The sequence below is a fragment of the Mycobacterium mantenii genome, from assembly GCF_010731775.1.
GTDB classification, from domain to species: Bacteria; Actinomycetota; Actinomycetes; order Mycobacteriales; family Mycobacteriaceae; genus Mycobacterium; species Mycobacterium mantenii.
In genome coordinates, this window is record NZ_AP022590.1 from 4,410,446 (window position 1) to 4,430,028 (window position 19,583).

Below are 19,583 nucleotides of genomic sequence, written 5' to 3' on the forward strand. Positions count from 1 at the left end.
AAATCGGGAGTCTATCCCGATATGAGTTGCCTACAAGGGAGCTATTGCCCACTAGTTATCTGGGATCAAAGGACTTGCGACAAAAACCGCTGCAGCCGTTCGGTCTGTGCGGCTTCGAATATCTGCTCAGGAGGGCCCGATTCCACGACCTTGCCGTGATCCATAAACATCACGGCGTCGGATGCCGACCGCGCGAAACCCATTTCGTGGGTTACCACAACCATTGTCATGCCGCCGGCGCCGAGGTCGGCAATGAGCTGCAGTACTCCCTTGACCATTTCGGGATCCAGCGCCGAGGTCGCCTCGTCGAAAAACATCACCTGCGGCGCCATCGCCAGCGCACGGGCGATCGCCACTCGCTGTTGTTGGCCGCCCGACAGCATGCCGGGGCGGGCAGCGGCCTTGTGCTTCAGGCCAACTCGATCCAGCTGTGCCAACGCCAAGTCGCGGGCCTCGTCGGCGGGGAGACGCCGCAGCTTTCGTGGCGCCATCGCGACGTTGTCCAGCACGCTGCGGTGCGGAAAGAGATTGAAATGCTGGAACACCATGCCGATACGCTGACGCAGCTCGTCGGGATCGTCGCGCAGCACCGATCTGCCATCCAGCAGAATGTCGCCGCTGTCGGGCTCATACAAGCGGTTCAGGGTGCGCAGCAGTGTCGACTTGCCCGAGCCGGACGGCCCGATGACCGCCACAGTGCTGCCCGCGGGCACCTCGAGATCGACGCCCCGCAGCACCTTGCTTCCGCCCAGGGTTTGGTGAACGTCTTTGGCCGCCAGCGAGACTGACACTCGCCCGTGGATGCCGGGGGTCACGTGATTTCCTGGCCGAACGTCGTCGCCAACATGTCGGCGTCGTCCTCGGGCTTGGCGGTGCGGCGGCCGCGGCGCAGGCGGGTGTCGATGTAGTTGACCAAATGTGTTAGCGGGATGGTCAGTAGCAGGTAGAAGAGGCCGGCGGCCACCAACGGCGACAAGCTGCCGGTCTGTGCGTTGAGGTCTCGCCCGACCTGGAACAGTTCACGCTGGTCGGCGATCAGGCCCAGGAAGTACACCAGTGCGGAGGCCTTCAACAGCCCGATCGCCTGATTGACCAGGGCGGGGAGCACGCGCCGGATTCCCTGCGGTACCACCACCAGCCGCATGGCGGTGACATAGCTGAAGCCGAGCGCCCGGGACGCTTCCAGTTGGCCGGGATCGACGCTTTGAATTCCGGAGCGCAGGATTTCGCCGATATAGGCGGCGGCCATCAATCCCAGTGCGGCGATGCCGAGCGGATAGGGATTCTTGTTGGTCAGGCCACTGACCAACGGGCCGATGCCCATCCCGATGAGCAAGATGATCACCACTTCGGGCAGGCCGCGGAAGATGTCGGTGTACACGCGCGCCGGCCAGCGCAACCAGCGCCGGGTGGAGATCCCCGCCATCGCCAGCACCATTCCGAACGCCAGGCCGATGACGAGGGCGCTGTTGGTCAGGATCAGGGTGTTGGGCAATCCTGTGGTGAACAGCATGGGGATGGCTTGCCGGTACATGTCCCAGTCGAAGAAGGAGTCACCCAACTGCGCCAGGGGTGATTTCGGTGCGGGCGGGCCCGCCGACGAACGGTGTTGCTTCGCGATCGCGGCGAAGTCCGGCAACTTGGGGATGGGCGCGGCCTTGGAGCCGGGTTTCCAGCCGGGCGGCACCGTCCGGGGCACCCACTGGGTGTACAGGTGCGCCCAGGTGCCGTCGGCGATGACGGCGTCCAGCCCGGAATTGAGCGCATCGATCAACGGCTTGTTGCCCTTGGCGACCGCGTAAGCCACGAAATTGCCTGGGCTGTAGGTGTTCGCGGCGACCACCGCGGGATCGCCAGGGCGAATGACGGTCGCCGCCAGGGTTCCGGGCGCTACCCAGGCATCGATTTGGCGGGACTTGAGGCTGGCGTACAGGGTGGCGAAGCCCGGATACTTCACGGGTTGCAGATGCAATACGTCGACGACGTAGGACTCCTCAACGGTGCCTTGCACGACGCCGATGCGCTGGCCGGCCGCGAGGTCGCGGAATTTGTGGATCGCGGAACCCGGCGGCACTACCAGCGAGTAGAAGCCGAAGTCGTAGCCGTTGGTGAAGGAGACGGTACGCCGACGCGCATCGGTGGCCTTCACCGCCGCCGAACCCACGTCGAAGCGCCGGGACGCCACTTGCGCCAGCAGCGCGGAAAAGTCGGTGCTGACGAAGCGGACCTGCAGGCCCAGCTTGTCGGCGATGGCGCGCAGCAGTTGGTTGTCGAAGCCGCTGAATTCACCGGTGGGGTTGATGCAGATGTTGGGCGGGGCGTCCGACAGCGTGCCGATGGTCAGGAGTCCCGGCGTGCCGAGGCCCAGGGAGCCGACGTCGACGGCGCTGAGCGGTTCGGCGGATGCCGTTGTGTCGCGGTCGTCCTCGCCGGTCGTGGGGTTCTCGGTCAGATCTTTGGGCAGGGTCCTCGCGCTCTCCACGCCGGCCGGCGCGCATTGATTCCAGTCGGCGGCCGCCGGTGCGACCGGTCCGCCCAGCGCGAGCCCACACACCATGAGGACTGTCGCGGCCAGGCCGAATGCCTTTCCGCGGCGCTTCGTGTGCCGGCCCACGCGCGAACTCATCAGTGTCACGGTAACGACTGAGCGGCGACCCGGCCCGCTCAGCGTCGGTTCACAGCGCCAGCGATGCTTCGCCGCAGATGGTGTCCGCGTCGGGGATTACCTGCAGCGGACCGGGAACGACCCGGCTGATGTCGTCGGGCGGGGTGAAGACCCGCCGCCGGAACAGTTCGGCAAGCATGGTCTGGGCCATCAGGTAGGAGCGGTCGACGCACGCCGCCCGCGCGGCCTCCGGGTCGCGCCGGTGTATTGCCGAGGTCTCGTCTTCGTAGAACGGCAGCATGTCGTCGCGCCCGTTCTGATAGGTCGTCCAGAAGACGCGGGGGATGAGGTTATGCGAGGCGCGGATGGTGGCATGCAGCCGCGGTCCGGCGTACTCGTCATTGACGGTGCGCCGATATTCGGCCGCGAGGTCGGTGAAGGCGCGCGAATCCTTGGCGGTGCGCAGCGAGCGCATGAGCGTATCGAGCTGTCCCAGGATTCGCGGCGTGGGATTGGTTGCCGCGCGTGCGGACGCAATCCCGTTGAGCAGGCCGTCGAGCTCGTGATGCTCGAGGACGGTGGCCTCGTCGAACCGCTCGACGAAGGCGCCGCGGTGGTAACGCGTGGAGACGATGCCGTCGTGTTCGAGTTGGACCAGTGCCTCTTGAATAGGCACCCGGCTCACACCCAAGCCCAGCGCGATTTCGTTGCGGTCGACGCGGTCCCCGCTGCGCAGCTTCCCGGTCAACAACAGGTGGAGGATGTGCGAAACAACCAGGTCCTTTTCTTTGACCCCGTATTTCTTCGGCATCGTTTTCTTGAGTCTCTTTCACGGCCGGTTCGGCAATCTAGCGGTGAGAGTTTCTCATGAATTGACGCATGCGTTTATGTGTTTGGCCGACGAACCTGAGGCGAATGCGGCCCGGCCGGTTTAACGGCTATCGCGCCACTTGCATAGTGCTTCGGCCGCGGTCAGGTCGTAGTCCGGACCATTGACACCCACGGTCAGCAGCGTCACACCCAGCGCGGTCAGGCCTTCGGCATTGGCGATCAATCCGTCGGTTCCCTCACCGCGGCGAACTCCGCTGTTGTTTTCGACGCCGGCCGACCTCTCGATGGTGGACGGGTCGCGCCCGACGGCGGCGCAATGTTCTTCCAGCACGGCCGCCGCGGCCGGATAGGTCTCGACGGTGGTGAAGCCGTGCCAGATGTCGCCGTATTCGGCGACCATACGCAGTGTTTTCCGCGGGCCCTTGCCGCCGATGAGGATCGGGATGTCGCGGGTGGGGGCTGGGTTCAGTTTGGCCAGCCGAGCTTGGATTCGGGGCAGCGCGGCCGCCAGGTCGTCCAGGCGGGTGCCGACGGTACCGAATTCATAGCCGTACTCGTCGTAGTCCTTCTGTTTCCAACCCGACCCGATGCCCAGGATGAGTCGGCCGTCGGAAATGTGGTCGACGGTGCGGGCCATATCGGCCAGCAGCTCCGGGTTGCGGTAGGAGTTGCACGTCACCAGCGCGCCGATCTGAATGCGCGATGTCTGCTCGGCCCAGGCTCCGAGCATGGTCCAGCATTCGAAATGCGCGCCGTTGGGATCGCCGTAGAGCGGGAAGAAGTGGTCCCAGTTGAAGGCGATGTCGACGCCGATGTCTTCGCAGCGGCGCACGGCGTCGCGGATCTGGCTGTACTCGGGGGCGTGCTGAGGCTGCAGTTGCACGCCGATTCGAACGGGACGGTCAGCAGAAGTCATGACCCCACCGTAGGCTCAGCACGCGTCGAGCACCCCACGCAGAATGTCGATCAGCGCGCGGGGCTGGTCGCTTTGCACGGAATGGCCCGAATTCTCCACGACGTGCGCGGAGCGGAAATGCTTTGCGCGGCGGCCGAGTTCGGCGGCGTCCTCGTCGCTGACGAAGCCCGATGAGCCACCGCGCACCAGGGTCACGGGGGCGGACAGTGCGTCGACGTCGTCCCACAGGCCGGCGAAGTCGGGGAAGGTGCGGATGGCGTCGTAGCGCCACGTCCAGTTGCCGTTGTCCAGCTTGCGCGAGTTGTGGAATACGCCGCGGCGCAGTGCCTTCACCTCGCGGTGCGGCGCGGCGGCGACCGTCAAGTCGAGCATGGCCTGGAAGCTGGGGAATTCGCGTTCCCCGTGCATCAGCGCCACCGTGCCCTGCTGCTCTTTGGTCATCTCGGAATGCCGTTGCAGCGCCGACGGGGTGACGTCGATCAGCACGAGTTCGTTGACCAGCTCGGGGGCCACCGCACCCAGCCGGATCGCGGTCAGTCCGCCCAACGACATGCCGACGACGAGGTCGGCCGACGCGGCGTGTTCGCGCAGGATCGGTAGCAAGGTGTCGGCGTTGTGCTGCGGCGAGTAGTCGCCGTCCTCGCGCCAGGTGGAGTGGCCGTGGCCGGGAAGGTCGACCGCCAGCGCGGGCTCACCGATGCCGACGATGATGGTGTCCCAGGTGTGCGCATTCTGCCCGCCGCCGTGGACGAACACGATCCGCGGGGGGGCGCTGCCGCCCCAGCGCAAGGCGCTGATCTTGGCTTCGCCCGTGCCGGACTCGACGCGTTCGGCGTCGGGCAGTGGGCCGGACACCCCGGCCTGCTCGGCGTTTTCGTACAGCAGCGAGAATTCGGACAGCCCGGCCAGTTCGTCTTCGGAGATGTCGGTCACGATCTTTGACACTAGCGCTGCCTACAGAATGTAGCGGCGGCGAATGCCGTGGAAGCGGTCCCACATCGCGGCGGTTCGCTCGGGTGCGCTCACCATGGCGGTTTCCTCGGGCAGGGCGCCGAGCACGTCGTCGTGTTTGACCACCCGGGTGTCGAGCGGGACGGGGTAGCCTTCGAGCATGTGCCGGTAGGTGAGGTTGCCGCGTTCGAAACCCTGGGTGTCCAGCCAGTTGTGCACGCCGGGATCACGGTGAGCCATAACCAGGCGGATGCGGCCGTCGCGGTCGATCTTGGTGCGGCCCGGTGTGTAGCTCACCGGGCGATACAGGTAGTCCATGCTGTTGAAGAAGACGCCCATGTTGGTGAACATCCACAGCCCGTCGTGCGCGTCGAATTCGACGATCAGCGCCTCGTCGGCCGCCAGCTCCCAATACATGTTGGCGGCGGCCCGGCCGCGTTTGTTGTCGGCATCGGTGGCGCCGACGCGCGGGAACGTGTTAGGGCGCTCGGCGTCGACGCCTCCGTAGGTGAACGGGAATTCGGGCCAATCGTTCATCAGACCGGTGACGAAATCACCGGCCCAGCCCATCGCCGCGATCATGTCGGCGGGGGTGGGCAACGGCTTGGCCGAGGCCATGTCGGTGCGTTCGATGCGCAGCCGCGCCGGCGACTCTTCCCAGCGGTCAAACCCCTGGCGGATGAACAGTTTTCGTGACTCCGGTGTGGTGGGCAGCCAATTGGGGCCGCGCTCGGGTCCTCCGATGTAAAGCTCGAATTCCCCGTCCTCGCCGATATCGAGTTGATGGCCGAGCAGGTTGGCCTGTGGGGTGTCGCCGAACGGCTCGTGCAAAACGCCCGGGCCGGGCGTGCGTCGGCCCTGCACGGTGACGTTGAAGAAGCGCGAGGTGCCGCGGGTGCCGGTGAGCCGGTAGGTCGAGTGCCCGTCGATCCAGGCTTGTTGATAGGTGAAGTCGGCGGAGTCCCCGCCGAGCTTGCGGGTCGGACCGCAGAAGGTGTGCAGCGCCGGGTAGCTGGTGTCGCGGGTTTCGAGGGCCAGATCGAAGGCCTGGCCGAGGTTCTGGGTCAGGAACCGGTACGCGTCAACGCGTTGCGATGCGGCGGCGGGGTTGGCGTCTTTGAAGACCCGCTCGCCCGCGCGCTGCAGTTGGGCACAGAATTCGGTCCAGGCCGATTGCAGCGCCGCGTCGTCGAAGCCGTCGCCGAATCCCATTGTCACGCAACCAATCTGTTCAGCATGGCTCCCACCACGTCGCAGGCGCGCCGCGCGGATTGCAGGCGGCCCTCCGCCTCGATGCGGGGTCCGATCAATTCCAGGTCGAATCCGTGAGCGTAGCCGCCGGCCAGCGCCTGGGCGACGAACGCTTCGAGTGGGATCGCGCCGTCACCCGGCACCGCGCGACCCGGGAGCGCCCGGTCACCCAACACGTAATCGCTGAGCTGAATGAGCTCGGTTCGAGGCAATGCCCGCTGCACCATCGCTTCGACATCGCCCTCCGCCCAGCAGTGGAACAGCTCGATGCAGACGCCAAGCCCGCTCATTTCGGCCAGCGTGATGGTATCGCGCAGGGTATGGGCGATATGAATGTCGGCGTAGAGGCTCGAGGCGTTCTCGATCGCCAGCGCCACGCCCGCCCGCTCCGCGTGCTCGACGCAGGGCGCGATCATCGCGCTGAAGCGATCGGCCGCCTGCGGCCAGCTCAGTGCGCCTCGCCCGCCGGTCAACATATAGACCACGCGCGCGCCGACCGTGGCCGCGGCGTCGATCACCGGCAGCAGGGCGTCGCGCGCCGCGGGTGCGCCGGTGTCCAGCCGGCCTCCGCCGAAGATGTGGCAGACTGCTTCAACGGTATAGCCATTGCGCCGCAACAGCTTTGGAAGTTCCGGATCGAGTAGCTGGCTGTCCAGGATGCTCAACCGGGACACGCCGAGCGCCGCCCAGTGTTCCTCGAGCTCGGCCAGCGGTTCGCCGTAGAACGTGACGTTGTGCACCGACAGCCGCTCGTGTACGCCCGTCATATCATGACCGGTTCTCGATCCCCACGCCGAATCGCTCACGGAAGGGCTGGAATTCGGCGTGCAGCGCGTCGAGGTCTTCACCGATGTCGGTTAGCAGTTGGGTGGAGTAGTGGAACTTGCCGTAGCGGTCGCCGCGATTGCCGGCCAGGTAGGCGCGCATTGCCGACTCCGCGTCCGGGGTAACCTCTCGACCGGCGAATGCGTAGTAGCGCTGCACCGTTCCTACCTGGTCGGCAATGAAGTCGGTGTAGCGGACGTGCAGGATGCGTGGATCGTCGACCATGGGGTTGCTCATGGTGTTGGCGACGCCGGCACGGGTCAACTCCAGATGCATGTTCGCCAGGGCGTGCAGGTCGACGGGACCGACCATGCCTTCGGCGATGTCGGCCATCATCATGGTGCGTGAGGCAGCGACCTGCACCGGGTCGCGGTGCAACCACACCAGGGTCGCGTCGGGGTAGGCGTCGAACATCTCCTTGAGCCGGAAGCCGTGAAAGCCCTTCAGCACCCAGTACTTTCGCGGCCGGTTGTATTGCAATTGCTGCAGCATAGCCTTGTGCAGCCGGTACTGTGCGGCCGCGTCGGTTTCCAGACCTCCGACCAGCGACTGCATCGGGACCCGCCACCACGCGGTGGGCGTCATCACCCGGAAGTCGAACGCCCAGGTCCGTTCGTCTTCGGGGAGGCCGTCGCCCAGCATGTCGTTGTAGGGGTGGCTGTGCAGCCATTTCGGCATTTTGGCGTTGATCTCACGCCAGTCCGCGTCGGCCCGCGTCCGGCGGGCGTCATCGGGCGCGGCCAGTCCCGGCGGTGGCGACGGGTACATCACCTCCCAGAACCGCAACGCCCGAGCGTGCGGATCGACGGACATCAGGGCGTGCATAAGCGTTGTCCCCGAGCGGGGTTCGCCGGTGACGAACATCGGTGAGTCGATCACTTCGGCGCCGATCGGGTAGCGGCCGCGGTCCTCGATGAATTCGAGACGCGATGTCAGCAGCCAACGACACACCTGCGCGGCTTCGAAGCGGCCATCGGCATCCATGCCCAAGCCGTTCAGGTGCTCGACCGCGACGGCGAAACGTTCCGGCAGGGTGGGATCGCCGTAGTCTCGCAACCCGGTTTCCGCCTCGGCGGCGGCGAGCATCTCCGCGGCGTCCAAACGTGCAGTCACGACAGATCTCCGCAGAGCCGCACGAGTTCGTCCTCTGCCGCAAGGACATTCGCCGCGGAAGCCTGCGAGTATGTCACCCCGGCCATGGCGCCGTAATCGAGAATCTTGGGCACGCGCAGACCCGCGTCCACGTACGTCTTGACGATTTTGGCGACCTCTTTCGGTGTGCCATGGGGTACGACGGCCAGGACCATCTCGGGTCGCACGTTGTCCAGAAACTCCACGATCCGCTCCCGGGTGAGTACGGCCGGGTCGATGTCCTGGAATCCGCGCCAACTATCGCCCATGGGGTGCTCGAATCCGAAGTCGTGCAATGTCTTTGCGGAGACCTGCAGCAGAAAGGCCTTGACCAGTGGCGCCTGCAGGATCTCGGCGAGGGCGTCGTCGTCCGCACCGATTAGGCACACCTGGATGAAGCAGGGTGTGATCGCCAGCGGATCGCGGCCGGCGCGTTCTGCGGATGCCCGCACCACGGACAGCATCTGCGCGTAGTGCTCCGGAGTCCACGCGCCCGCCGGCCACCACCCGTCGGCATGCCGGCCCGTGATGTCGAGCATCCGCGGGCCGCTGGCGCCGATCCAGATCTGCGGTCGCCGGCCCTCGTAGGGTTCGGTGTCCAACCGGGCGTGGTGCAGCGAGTAGAACTGGCCGTCGAAGTCGACCGGCCCGTCGCTTTCCCACAGCAGCCGGATCACCGCCAGCGACTCCTCGAAGCGGCTGACCGAACGCGAGAAGTCGAAGCCGTAGGGCAGCGTGTTCTCACTCTCGCCGCTGCCCAGCCCGAGGATGAAGCGTCCCTTGGCGAGATGGTCGATGGTGAGCGCGGTCTGGGCCAGCAGGGCGGGATGGCGCCGCACCGTGTCGACGACCGCGCTGACCAGAGGAACCCGCTCGGTGAGGACCGCGGCCGCAGCGGCCACCGCCAGGCCGTCCAGATGCCGGTGCGGCGATGGGGAAGCGGTGGCCAGGTCGGTGAACTCGGGAGTCCAGATCGAGTCCGGCCAGAAGCTGACCATGTGGTCGGGCAGCCAGATGGAGTGGTAGCGACCACTGTCGAGCTCCGCGAGACGGGACAGGTCGAGGGGGAGCGTCGTGCGGAGGAACGCTGCGGGTTGAACGGTCATCGACAGTGATGCTAAGCAGCTGCACAGCGTTGTGTCGATGGAATGGCCGCGGCGTCCCCAGAGACATCACAGCGCCCCGGCCATTAGGTGATCCGCGGATTCGCGAGCGCATGCGGTCGCGCTTTGGAGACTTACCTAATGGCCGGGGCGACTGGCCGGCTCTAGCCCTCGATGATGAACTCTTCGAGCTGGGTGCGTGCGATGTCGTCGGGCAGCTGCTGCGGCGGGCTCTTCATCAGATAGGCCGACGCCGGGATCACCGGGCCGCCGATGCTGCGGTCCTTGGCGATCTTGGCCGCCCGCACCGCGTCGATGATGACGCCGGCGGAGTTCGGCGAGTCCCACACCTCGAGCTTGTACTCCAGGTTCAGCGGCACATCGCCGAACGCGCGGCCCTCCAGCCGCACGTATGCCCACTTACGGTCGTCGAGCCAGCCCACGTGGTCGGACGGCCCGATGTGCACGTCCTTGGTCTTGAACTCGCGCTGCAGGTTGCTCGTCACGGCCTGGGTCTTGGAGATCTTCTTGGACTCCAGGCGCTCGCGCTCGAGCATGTTGAGGAAGTCCATGTTGCCGCCCACGTTGAGCTGCATGGTGCGGTCCAACTGCACGCCGCGGTCCTCGAACAGCTTGGCCATCACGCGGTGGGTGATGGTCGCGCCGACCTGGCTCTTGATGTCGTCACCGACGATGGGCACGCCGGCGTCGGCGAACTTCTTGGCCCACACCGGGTCGGAGGCGATGAACACCGGCAGCGCGTTGACGAACGCCACGCCCGCGTCGATGGCGCACTGGGCGTAGAACTTGTCGGCCTCCTCGGAGCCCACCGGCAGGTAGGAGACCAACACATCGACCTTGGCCTCTTTCAGCACCTGCACCACGTCGACGGCCTCGACGTCGGACACCTCGATGGTGTCGGCGTAGTACTTGCCGATGCCGTCCAGCGTCGGGCCGCGCTGCACCGTCACGTTGGTCGGCGGCACGTCGGCGATCTTGATGGTGTTGTTCTCCGACGCGAAGATCGCCTCGGACAGGTCGAAGCCAACCTTTTTGGCGTCCACGTCGAACGCGGCGACGAACTTTACGTCGCGGACGTGGTACTGGCCGAACTTCACGTGCATCAAGCCGGGCACGGTGCTGTTCGCGTCGGCGTCGTAGTAGTACTGCACGCCCTGAACCAGCGAAGACGCGCAGTTACCGACGCCCACAATGGCGACTCGTACCTCCGTCGACGCCTGTGGCGCGTTCTGCTCACTCATATGGGCGTTCTCCTAACCTCTAACCACTGGGATGCTGGGGTCGTACTGGGGGTTTACGTTTGCTCGGAGAGGCCGGGCATAGCCCGCTCCGCAGCGATGAGCTCGTTGAGCCACTTGACTTCGCGCTCACTGGACTCGAGCCCCAATTGATGAAGCTGACGGGTGTAGCGGTCGAACGAGCTACTGGCCCGCGCAACGGCTTCGCGCAGACCTTCCCGCCGTTCCTCGACCTGACGGCGGCGACCTTCCAGAATGCGCATCCGCGCCTCTGCCGGAGTCCGGTTGAAGAACGCCAGGTGTACCCCGAAGCCGTCATCGGTGTAGTTGTGGGGACCCGTGTCGGCCACCAGTTCACCGAAGCGCCGGCGGCCCTCGTCGGTTAGCTGGTAAACGCGCCGGGCCCGCCGGACCGGCGTCCCGGCCGGCGCGGCATCCTCGGCAATCAACCCTTCAGCCTGCATGCGCCGCAGGGCCGGGTAGAGCGAACCGTACGAAAACGCCCGGAACGCACCGAGTAGACCGGTCAGCCGTTTGCGCAACTCATAACCGTGCATGGGCGATTCGATCAGGAGACCCAGGATGGCGAGCTCCAGCAATCGGATCACCTCCTGTGAAAAAGATATGCATGGCTGGTTACGACGGTTCGACGCCTCGCGCAATCGTATCGTCTCGATATATTAGCCACAACACCACTCAGTGTTGGTTTGCCGTTCGTCACAGTGCAGGGGTGCGAATTGGGCCGGGGGACGGCCCTTTAAGTGGGCAGACTCATCTGCTTGACGGTGCCGTCGCCCGTGAAGGAGATATAGCCACCTCCGTAGTCGCTGGAGACGTATAGCGACAGCGTGAGCGCCCCGGGCGTGGTCGGGTCGGTTGCCGGCTCGACGATCAGGTAGCTGGTTTTGACGTCGGACGGCTTCATGTGCAGAGTCTCGGGCGCGCCGCGCATGATGCCCACGGTCTTCGTCACATCGAACTTGCTCAGGTCGACGGGGGCGGGGCCGCTCGGGTGGTCGTTGTCGCGCCGCCGCCGAGCGGTGCCCCGAGCCATTTCGCCACGGGGATGATCGTACGAAGTCCGGTCTTGGTTTGGCGCAGAAATCACCGTCGATCACCTGGCATGGGCCGCCACGGTTCGGTTGCGTATCCCTGGCTGGGATGGCGACGTACTCTGGTGGGCGTGCGACTGCAGCGACAAGTGGTGGACTACGCGCTCCGGCGGCGCTCACTGCTGGCCGAGGTGTACTCGGGCCGCACCGGAGTGTCCGAGGTATGTGACGCGAATCCTTATCTGCTGCGGGCCGCCAAGTTTCACGGGAAACCGAGCCAGGTCATGTGTCCGATCTGCCGCAAGGAACAGCTGACGCTGGTGTCGTGGGTGTTCGGGGAGCACTTGGGTGCGGTGTCGGGCTCGGCGCGCACGGCCGAAGAGTTGGTGATGTTGGCCACCCGCTTCGAGGAGTTCGCCGTCCACGTGGTGGAGGTTTGCCGCACCTGCAGCTGGAACCATCTCGTCAAGTCATATGTGCTCGGTGCGGCGCGCACGGCACCTCCTCCCAGGGGTACCGGACGCACGCGGACCGCGCGCAACAACGCCCGCACGGCCATTGAATAACGAAGGACGCCACAGCCAGTCGTCCGGTGACCAACGTGGGCCAACGACTGAGCATGTAGGCAATCAGCGTTCTACCGAGCGTCCGGACACCGACCGTCCGGACGCCGGTCGTCGGGATCCGGAACGCTGGGAGGCGCCGCCGAAATTCGCCCGTCGCCGTCAGGCCCCGCCCGACGATCGGATGACCACGATCCTGCCGCCGGTCCAGGATGATCGGGCGCCACGGCGCGCTGATCCCATCGAAGAAGTCAAAGCCGCGCTGGCCGGCCCCCCGTCGACACCCTTGCGGCGCGACGCGCTCGACGAGGTCAAGGCCGCGCTGGCCGGCCGGGGACCGACGTCCGGCCGGCACGAGCGGGCCGGCCACGGCGGTGGTCCGCCCGGTGGACCGCCCCCTCCGCCCCGGCGGCCCGGACGCCCGACAGGACCCGGCGGTCCCGGGGGGCGGCCCGTCCCGCCGTGGCGCGACTGGGCCTGGACCGAGCAGATCAACTGGCTGTGGGTACGGCGAGGGGCGTACCTCTGTGCGGCGGTGCTGGTGCTGTTGCCGATCGTCACGTTCGCTATGGCGTACTTCATCGTCGACATCCCCAAGCCGGGTGACCTTCGCACCAACCAGGTTTCGACCATCCTGGCCAGCGACGGTTCGGAGATCGCCAAAATCATCCCGCCGGAAGGCAATCGGGTTGACGTCAACATCAACCAGGTTCCCGTGCATGTGCGCCAAGCGGTGATCGCCGCCGAAGACCGCAATTTCTACTCGAACCCGGGTTTCGATTTCAGCGGTTTCGTGCGCGCGGTGAACAACAACCTGTTCGGCAGCGGCGACCTGCAGGGCGGGTCGACGATCACCCAGCAGTACGTGAAGAACGCGCTGGTCGGTTCGGCCCAGCACGGAGTCAGCGGCCTGATGCGTAAGGCCAAGGAACTGGTCATCGCGACGAAGATGTCGGGGGAGTGGTCGAAAGACGACGTCCTGCAGGCCTATCTGAACATCATCTACTTCGGCCGTGGCGCCTACGGCATCTCGGCCGCCGCCAAGGCCTACTTCAACAAACCCGTCGAGCAGCTCACGGTTTCCGAGGGCGCACTGCTGGCGGCGCTGATCCGGCGGCCGTCCTCACTGGACCCGGCCATCGATCCGCAGGGCGCGCGTGCCCGCTGGGCGTGGGTGCTCGACGGCATGGTGGAAACCAAGGCGCTGTCTCCGAGTGATCGTTCCGCTCAGGAGTTCCCGCCGACCGTGCCGCCGGACCAGGCGCGCGCGCAGAACCAGACGACCGGGCCCAACGGACTGATCGAGCGTCAGGTGACCAAAGAGTTGATGGAGCTGTTCAACATCGACGAGCGGACCCTGAACACCCAGGGCCTGCAGGTCACCACCACCATCGACCCGAAGGCGCAGCAGGCGGCGGAGAAGGCGGTGTCGAAGTACCTCGACGGCCAAGACCCCGATATGCGTTCGGCCGCGGTCTCGGTCGATCCGCACGACGGCGCGATTCGTGCGTACTTCGGTGGCACCGACGCCTTCGGTTTCGACTTCGCTCAGGCTGGGCTGCAGACCGGGTCGTCGTTCAAAGTGTTCGCGCTGGTCGCCGCCCTCGAGCAGGGCATCGGCCTGGGTTATCAGGTGGACAGCTCCCCGTTGACGGTCGACGGCATCAAGATCACCAACGTCGAGGGCGAGAGCTGCGGGACGTGCAACCTCGCCCAGGCGCTCAAGATGTCGCTGAACACCTCCTACTACCGGCTGATGCTCAAGCTCAAGGGCGGACCGCAGGCCGTCGCCGACGCGGCGCACCAAGCCGGCGTCGCGACCAGCTTCCCCGGCGTGGCCCACACCCTGTCCGAGGACGGCAAGGGCGGACCACCGAACAACGGAATTGTGCTGGGCCAGTATCAAACCCGAGTGTTCGACATGGCCTCGGCCTACGCCACGCTGGCGGCCTCCGGCGTCTACCACCGCCCGCACTTCGTGCAGAAGGTCGTCAACTCCGACGGGCAGGTCCTTTTCGACGCCGCGAACTCCGACAACAAGAACGAGCAGCGCATCCCTAAGGCCGTTGCCGACAACGTCACCGCGGCCATGGCACCGATCGCGGCCTATTCACGCGGCCACGCCCTGGCCGGCGGTAGGCCGTCGGCGGCCAAGACCGGAACCACCCAGCTCGGCGACACCACCTCCAATAAGGACGCCTGGATGGTGGGCTACACGCCGTCGCTGTCGACGGCGGTGTGGGTGGGCACGGCCAAAGGGGACAGCCCGCTGGTAACGGCTTCGGGCGGACCGGTCTACGGCTCGGGGCTGCCGTCGGACATCTGGAAGTCCACCATGGACGGCGCCCTCAAGGGCACGTCCAACGAATCGTTCCCCAAGCCAACCGAGATCGGCGGCTACGCCGGCGTGCCGGTTGCGCCTCCGCCGCCCCCGCCGCCGTCGGAGACCGTTATCCAGCCCACCATCGAAGTGGCGCCGGGCATCACCATCCCGGTCGGTCCGCCGACGACGATCACCGCGGCGCCACCGGTGCCCGGCGGTCCGCCGGGGGGCCCGGAGCCGGGTGGCCCGCCCGGTGGCTTCCCGGGTGGTGGCGTCCCGCCGGGTGGACCCCAAGCGCCGCCACCGCCACCGTGACCGACGCCGCGGAGCACGGCGCGACCACCTCACCGCGGCGGCTGGCCGCGGATCTGCGCAGCGCCGACAACCGAGATTGCCCGAGCCGCACCGACTTTCTGGGTGCCGCACTCGCCGACGTCGTCGGGGGCCCGGTGGGCCGGCACGCGCTGATCGGGCGGTCGCGGCTGATGACCCCGCTGCGGGTGATGTTCATGATCGCGCTGGTCTTCCTGGCGCTCGGCTGGTCGACCAAGGCCGCCTGCCTGCAAAGCACCGGCACCGGGACCGGCGATCAGCGGGTGGCCAACTGGGACAACCAACGCGCCTACTACGAGCTGTGTTACTCCGACACCGTGCCGCTCTACAGCGCAGAGCTGTTGAGCCAGGGCAAGTTTCCCTACAAGTCGAGCTGGGTCGAGACCGACTCCACCGGCGCCCAGCAGATCCGTTACGACGGCCGGCCCGCGGTGCGCTACATGGAGTATCCGGTGCTGACGGGCATTTATCAGTACGTGTCGATGGCGTTGGCCAAGACATACACCGCGCTGAGCAAGCTCGGCCCGCTGCCGGTGGTCGCCGAGGTGGTGATGTTCTTCAACATCGCCGCCTTCGGGCTGGCGCTGGCCTGGCTGGGCACCGTCTGGGCAAGCGCGGGCCTGTCCGGCCGACGGATCTGGGACGCCGCGCTGGTGGCCGGCTCGCCGATATTGATCTTCCAGATTTTCACCAATTTCGACGCGCTGGCAACGGCATTCGCGATGGCCGGGCTGCTGGCCTGGGCGCGACGAAAACCGGTGCTGGCCGGCGTGCTGATCGGATTGGGTGCCGCGGCGAAGCTGTATCCCTTGCTGTTCCTGGGTCCGATGCTGCTGCTGGGTATTCGGACCGGACGGCTGCGGGCGTGGGTCCGCACCGCGGTCGCGACCGGGGTGACCTGGCTGTTGGTGAACCTGCCCGTGCTGGTGTTCTTTCCGCGCGGCTGGTCGGAGTTCTTCCGGCTCAATACCCGCCGCGGCGACGACATGGACTCGCTGTACAACGTCATCAAGTCGTTCACCGGATGGCGGGGTTTCGACCCCAAGCTGGGATTCTGGCAGCCACCGACGGTGCTCAACAGTGTTGTCACGGTGCTGTTCGTGGCGTGCTGTGCGGCAATCGCGTTCGTCGTGTTGACCGCCCCGCAACGCCCGCGCGTGGCGCAACTGTTGTTCTTGGTGGTGGCGGCGTTCCTGCTGACCAACAAGGTGTGGAGCCCGCAGTTCTCGCTGTGGCTGGTGCCGCTGGCAGTGCTCGCACTGCCGCATCGCCGACTGCTGCTGGCGTGGATGACCGTCGACGCGCTGGTGTGGGTGCCGCGGATGTATTACCTGTACGGCAACCCCAACCGCTCGCTGCCCGAACAGTTCTTCACCACGACCGTGCTGCTCCGCGACATCGCGGTTATCACCTTCTGCGCGTTGGTGATTCGGCAGATATATCGGCCCCGCGAGGATTTGGTCCGATGGGACGGACGGGTGGACGATCCGGCGGGCGGACCGTTCGACCGTGCGCCGGACGCCCCACCCCGGTGGCTGCCGGACTTGCTGCGACCGGTTGGCTCGCGCCGCTCGACCGTCCCGGCATCCGACGACGCCGTCGAGCAACCCGCCATGGCGAGCGGAATGGCGCCATGACCCGCGCCGGTGACGATGATGCCGGCGCAGCCGGGATCGTGGGAATGGCGCCATGACCCGCGCCGGTGACGATGATGCCGGCGCAGCCGGGATCGGAGGAATGGCGCCATGACGCAGGTCGCCATCCCGATCTTCCCGCGATTCACCGCGCTCGACGCGGTAGGTCCTTACGAAGTGCTGCAACGCATTCCGTCGATCGATGTCGTGTTCGTCGGGCATCAGCGGGGTGAGGTGCGCACCGAGAACGGGATGCTCGGTGTCAGCTGTGACGCCACATTCGACCAGGTGAACGCACCCGACGTGGTCGTGTTCCCCGGCGGCATCGGCACCCGCCAGCTGGTTCACGACGAGGCCATCCGGGCGTGGCTGCGCGCGGTATACCCCAACACCCGGTTCACCACCTCGGTCTGCACCGGGGCGCTGCTGCTGGCCGCGGCCGGACTGCTGGATGGGCTCACGGCCACCACCCATTGGCGGGCCGCCGACCTACTGAACAGCTTGGGTGCACGCTACGTGCCGGAACGAGTCGTCGAGCATCTACCGCGGCGGATCATCACCGCCGCCGGGGTGTCCAGCGGCATCGACATGGCCTTACGTCTGGTGGAGCTGCTCGTCGATCGCGAGGCCGCCCAGGCCGCCCAGCTGCTGATCGAATACGACCCGCAGCCGCCCTTCGCCTCGGGAGCGCTCGCCAAGGCCGACCCCGCGACGGTTGCGCGGGCCGAGCAGTACTTGGCCGCCCGCCAGTAGCCACGTTGCCTGAGCGCTCGGATTTTTCTGGTCAGCCCGGTATCCGGTAGCCTGATGCGGTTGCCGACGCAGGCGACCCTCCTGCCACGGATCGTCCGTGGCCGCACAGACCAGAGGAGGTGGTGAGGTTTCCATGCGTCCATACGAAATCATGGTCATTCTTGACCCCACGCTCGACGAGCGAACCGTTGCCCCGTCCTTGGAGACGTTCCTCAACGTCGTCCGCAAGGATGGTGGATCCGTCGACAAGGTCGACATCTGGGGCCGGCGCCGCCTGGCCTACGAGATCGCCAAGCACGCCGAAGGCATCTATGTCGTCGTCGACCTGAAGGCCGAGCCGGCGACGGTCTCCGAGCTCGACCGCCAGCTGAGCCTGAACGAGTCGGTATTGCGCACCAAGGTGATGCGCACCGACAAGCACTAACACCTGTGGCTGAGTCGTGGGCCCACCGTCGGTGGACTTGCGTAGGCTCAGCCAGGACACGTGCCATTCACCGTCGGAGAAGCGAGTAGCAGGCGGAACGAGGAGGAAACTGTGGCTGGTGACACCACTATCACCGTTGTCGGAAACCTGACCGCCGACCCCGAATTGCGGTTCACGCCCTCGGGTGCCGCCGTCGCGAACTTCACCGTGGCGTCGACACCCCGGATCTACGACCGTCAGAGCGGGGAATGGAAAGACGGTGAGGCGCTGTTCCTGCGGTGCAACATCTGGCGGGAAGCGGCCGAGAATGTCGCGGAAAGCCTCACGCGTGGTGCCCGAGTGATCGTCACGGGGCGGCTCAAGCAGCGCTCTTTTGAGACTCGTGAAGGTGAGAAGCGCACCGTCATGGAGGTCGAGGTCGACGAGATCGGCCCCTCGCTGCGGTATGCCACAGCCAAGGTCAACAAGGCCAGCCGCAGCGGCAGCGGCGGTGGTGGCGGCGGCTTCGGCGGCGGCGGAGGCGGATCCCGCCAGCAGTCGGCGCCGGCGAGCGGCGCACCCGCGGACGACCCGTGGGGCAGTGCGCCCGCATCGGGCTCGTTCGGCGGCGGCGACGACGAACCGCCCTTCTGATTCAAGAAAACTTCAGTAATAGAGAACGGAAAGAAAGACAGACATGGCCAAGTCCAACAAGCGGCGCCCGGCTCCGGAAAAGCCGATCAAGGCGCGGAAATGCGTCTTCTGCTCCAAAAAGGGCCAAGAGATCGACTATAAGGACACCGCGTTGCTGCGTACGTACATCAGTGAGCGCGGCAAGATCCGGGCGCGTCGCGTCACCGGCAACTGTGTGCAGCACCAACGTGACGTCGCCATCGCCGTGAAGAATGCCCGCGAGGTGGCGCTGCTGCCCTTCACCTCCTCGGCGCGATAGTCGCCGAAGGCCTACCGAAAGTACGAAACGATGAAGCTCATTCTGACGGCTGACGTCGACCACCTGGGTACCGTCGGCGAAAGTGTCGAGGTCAAGGACGGTTACGGCCGCAACTTCCTGCTCCCGCGCGGCCTGGCGATCGTGGCCTCCCGCGGCGCGCAGAAGCAGGCCGACGATATCCGCCGGGCCCGCGAGACCAAGGCGGTGCGCGACCTCGGCCACGCCAACGAACTCAAGACGGCGATCGAGGCGCTCGGCCCCGTCCCGCTGCCGGTGAAGACCGCCGCCGATTCCGGGAAGCTGTTCGGCTCGGTGACCGCCAGTGATGTCGTCGCCGCGATCAAGAAGGCCGGCGGCCCCAACCTGGACAAACGGATCGTGCGGCTGCCCAAGTCCCACATCAAAGCCGTCGGGACCCACCCGGTGGCGGTGCATCTGCACCCCGAGGTCGACGTCGAGGTCGCGCTCGAGGTCGTCCCGCAGAGCTAAGCACCCGACGTTTGCTCGTTTACCGGCGGCGGCCATGATCGGCCGCCGCCGGCTTCGTCGTGCTGCGGGCACCCGCCCGCCCTGTGCTGAGGAGGATCGCGGACGTGCTCCCCGGCGAACTATTTCTGGGGTGTATTTCGCCACCCCGCTTTACCGGCCCGTAACGTTGGGAAAATATGGCGGAAAGCCAACACGCCCGGCGCAGTAAC

19 protein-coding genes and 1 pseudogene are annotated in these 19,583 nt (G+C 66.3%); 8 read left to right on the plus strand and 12 right to left on the minus strand.

Going from position 1 to position 19,583, the window contains the following annotated elements:
• Window positions 1-65 precede the first annotated feature (65 nt).
• From G6N50_RS19920 to G6N50_RS19975, 12 genes and pseudogenes are all read right to left on the minus strand, one after another.
• A complete protein-coding gene (locus G6N50_RS19920) occupies window positions 66-803 on the minus strand; it encodes an amino acid ABC transporter ATP-binding protein (protein WP_372509890.1) in 738 nt (245 codons plus the stop codon).
• A gap of 8 nt (window positions 804-811) precedes the next feature.
• Window positions 812-2,626: an ABC transporter substrate-binding protein/permease gene (locus G6N50_RS19925; protein ID WP_083095188.1), complete on the minus strand. Its 1,815-nt coding sequence runs from the start codon at window positions 2,624-2,626 to the stop codon at window positions 812-814.
• A gap of 49 nt (window positions 2,627-2,675) precedes the next feature.
• Window positions 2,676-3,416 (minus strand): GntR family transcriptional regulator, encoded by a 741-nt coding sequence (locus G6N50_RS19930; protein ID WP_083095144.1) that lies wholly within the window; start codon window positions 3,414-3,416, stop codon window positions 2,676-2,678.
• A gap of 120 nt (window positions 3,417-3,536) precedes the next feature.
• On the minus strand, window positions 3,537-4,352 hold the full coding sequence (locus G6N50_RS19935; protein WP_083095145.1) for an LLM class F420-dependent oxidoreductase: 816 nt from the start codon (window positions 4,350-4,352) through the stop codon (window positions 3,537-3,539).
• Window positions 4,353-4,367: 15 nt separating this feature from the next.
• Window positions 4,368-5,285 carry an alpha/beta fold hydrolase gene (locus G6N50_RS19940; protein WP_083095189.1) on the minus strand — a complete coding sequence of 306 codons (918 nt, stop codon included), beginning with the start codon at window positions 5,283-5,285 and terminating at the stop codon, window positions 4,368-4,370.
• Window positions 5,286-5,306: 21 nt separating this feature from the next.
• A complete protein-coding gene (locus G6N50_RS19945; protein WP_083095146.1) occupies window positions 5,307-6,515 on the minus strand; it encodes a DUF1214 domain-containing protein in 1,209 nt (402 codons plus the stop codon).
• A gap of 2 nt (window positions 6,516-6,517) precedes the next feature.
• Window positions 6,518-7,321 (minus strand): sugar phosphate isomerase/epimerase family protein, encoded by an 804-nt coding sequence (locus tag G6N50_RS19950; RefSeq protein ID WP_083095147.1) that lies wholly within the window; start codon window positions 7,319-7,321, stop codon window positions 6,518-6,520.
• Window position 7,322: 1 nt separating this feature from the next.
• Window positions 7,323-8,492 (minus strand): sulfotransferase family protein, encoded by a 1,170-nt coding sequence (locus G6N50_RS19955; protein WP_083095148.1) that lies wholly within the window; start codon window positions 8,490-8,492, stop codon window positions 7,323-7,325.
• A complete protein-coding gene (locus G6N50_RS19960) occupies window positions 8,489-9,616 on the minus strand; it encodes an LLM class flavin-dependent oxidoreductase (protein ID WP_083095149.1) in 1,128 nt (375 codons plus the stop codon). Before G6N50_RS19960 ends, G6N50_RS19955 begins: the two co-directional genes overlap by 4 nt.
• A 161-nt stretch (window positions 9,617-9,777) precedes the next feature.
• Window positions 9,778-10,875, minus strand: a complete 1,098-nt coding sequence (locus G6N50_RS19965) for an inositol-3-phosphate synthase (RefSeq protein ID WP_083095150.1) — start codon at window positions 10,873-10,875, stop codon at window positions 9,778-9,780.
• A 53-nt stretch (window positions 10,876-10,928) separates the two neighbouring features.
• The gene (locus G6N50_RS19970) at window positions 10,929-11,471 is read right to left on the minus strand and encodes a PadR family transcriptional regulator (RefSeq protein WP_003874738.1); all 543 of its coding nucleotides are present in this window, start codon (window positions 11,469-11,471) and stop codon (window positions 10,929-10,931) included.
• Window positions 11,472-11,629: 158 nt separating this feature from the next.
• Window positions 11,630-11,878 (minus strand): annotated as a pseudogene (locus G6N50_RS19975) (hypothetical protein); the annotation flags it as partial.
• A gap of 177 nt (window positions 11,879-12,055) precedes the next feature.
• Here G6N50_RS19975 and G6N50_RS19980 point away from each other — a divergent pair.
• From G6N50_RS19980 to rplI, 8 genes are all read left to right on the plus strand, one after another.
• Window positions 12,056-12,490 carry a DUF5318 family protein gene (locus G6N50_RS19980; protein ID WP_065029591.1) on the plus strand — a complete coding sequence of 145 codons (435 nt, stop codon included), beginning with the start codon at window positions 12,056-12,058 and terminating at the stop codon, window positions 12,488-12,490.
• Window positions 12,491-12,671: 181 nt separating this feature from the next.
• The gene (locus G6N50_RS19985) at window positions 12,672-15,125 is read left to right on the plus strand and encodes a transglycosylase domain-containing protein (protein WP_158086064.1); all 2,454 of its coding nucleotides are present in this window, start codon (window positions 12,672-12,674) and stop codon (window positions 15,123-15,125) included.
• Window positions 15,122-16,780 carry a glycosyltransferase family 87 protein gene (locus G6N50_RS19990; protein WP_083095152.1) on the plus strand — a complete coding sequence of 553 codons (1,659 nt, stop codon included), beginning with the start codon at window positions 15,122-15,124 and terminating at the stop codon, window positions 16,778-16,780. The genes G6N50_RS19985 and G6N50_RS19990 overlap by 4 nt, the downstream gene beginning before the upstream one ends.
• A gap of 108 nt (window positions 16,781-16,888) precedes the next feature.
• Window positions 16,889-17,530 (plus strand): DJ-1/PfpI family protein, encoded by a 642-nt coding sequence (locus G6N50_RS19995; RefSeq protein ID WP_083095153.1) that lies wholly within the window; start codon window positions 16,889-16,891, stop codon window positions 17,528-17,530.
• Window positions 17,531-17,663: 133 nt separating this feature from the next.
• Window positions 17,664-17,954, plus strand: a complete 291-nt coding sequence (rpsF, locus tag G6N50_RS20000; RefSeq protein ID WP_007771721.1) for a 30S ribosomal protein S6 — start codon at window positions 17,664-17,666, stop codon at window positions 17,952-17,954.
• A 111-nt stretch (window positions 17,955-18,065) separates the two neighbouring features.
• The gene (locus tag G6N50_RS20005; protein WP_083095154.1) at window positions 18,066-18,587 is read left to right on the plus strand and encodes a single-stranded DNA-binding protein; all 522 of its coding nucleotides are present in this window, start codon (window positions 18,066-18,068) and stop codon (window positions 18,585-18,587) included.
• A 43-nt stretch (window positions 18,588-18,630) separates the two neighbouring features.
• On the plus strand, window positions 18,631-18,885 hold the full coding sequence (rpsR, locus tag G6N50_RS20010) for a 30S ribosomal protein S18 (protein WP_067839118.1): 255 nt from the start codon (window positions 18,631-18,633) through the stop codon (window positions 18,883-18,885).
• A 30-nt stretch (window positions 18,886-18,915) separates the two neighbouring features.
• Window positions 18,916-19,374: a 50S ribosomal protein L9 gene (gene rplI / locus G6N50_RS20015; RefSeq protein WP_083095155.1), complete on the plus strand. Its 459-nt coding sequence runs from the start codon at window positions 18,916-18,918 to the stop codon at window positions 19,372-19,374.
• Window positions 19,375-19,583 lie beyond the last annotated feature (209 nt).

Bases quoted from the DNA above. Each gene is read 5' to 3' on its own strand.
- G6N50_RS19945 (WP_083095146.1), bottom strand. From the start codon at position 6,515: ATGGGATTCGGCGACGGCTTCGACGACGCGGCGCTGCAATCGGCCTGG.
- G6N50_RS19930 (WP_083095144.1), bottom strand. From the start codon at position 3,416: ATGCCGAAGAAATACGGGGTCAAAGAAAAGGACCTGGTTGTTTCGCAC.
- G6N50_RS19960 (WP_083095149.1), bottom strand. From the start codon at position 9,616: ATGACCGTTCAACCCGCAGCGTTCCTCCGCACGACGCTCCCCCTCGAC.
- rpsR (WP_067839118.1), top strand. From the start codon at position 18,631: ATGGCCAAGTCCAACAAGCGGCGCCCGGCTCCGGAAAAGCCGATCAAG.
- rpsF (WP_007771721.1), top strand. From the start codon at position 17,664: ATGCGTCCATACGAAATCATGGTCATTCTTGACCCCACGCTCGACGAG.
- G6N50_RS19925 (WP_083095188.1), bottom strand. From the start codon at position 2,626: ATGAGTTCGCGCGTGGGCCGGCACACGAAGCGCCGCGGAAAGGCATTC.
- G6N50_RS19950 (WP_083095147.1), bottom strand. From the start codon at position 7,321: ATGACGGGCGTACACGAGCGGCTGTCGGTGCACAACGTCACGTTCTAC.
- G6N50_RS19965 (WP_083095150.1), bottom strand. From the start codon at position 10,875: ATGAGTGAGCAGAACGCGCCACAGGCGTCGACGGAGGTACGAGTCGCC.
- G6N50_RS19935 (WP_083095145.1), bottom strand. From the start codon at position 4,352: ATGACTTCTGCTGACCGTCCCGTTCGAATCGGCGTGCAACTGCAGCCT.
- G6N50_RS19995 (WP_083095153.1), top strand. From the start codon at position 16,889: ATGACGCAGGTCGCCATCCCGATCTTCCCGCGATTCACCGCGCTCGAC.
- G6N50_RS19985 (WP_158086064.1), top strand. From the start codon at position 12,672: ATGACCACGATCCTGCCGCCGGTCCAGGATGATCGGGCGCCACGGCGC.
- rplI (WP_083095155.1), top strand. From the start codon at position 18,916: ATGAAGCTCATTCTGACGGCTGACGTCGACCACCTGGGTACCGTCGGC.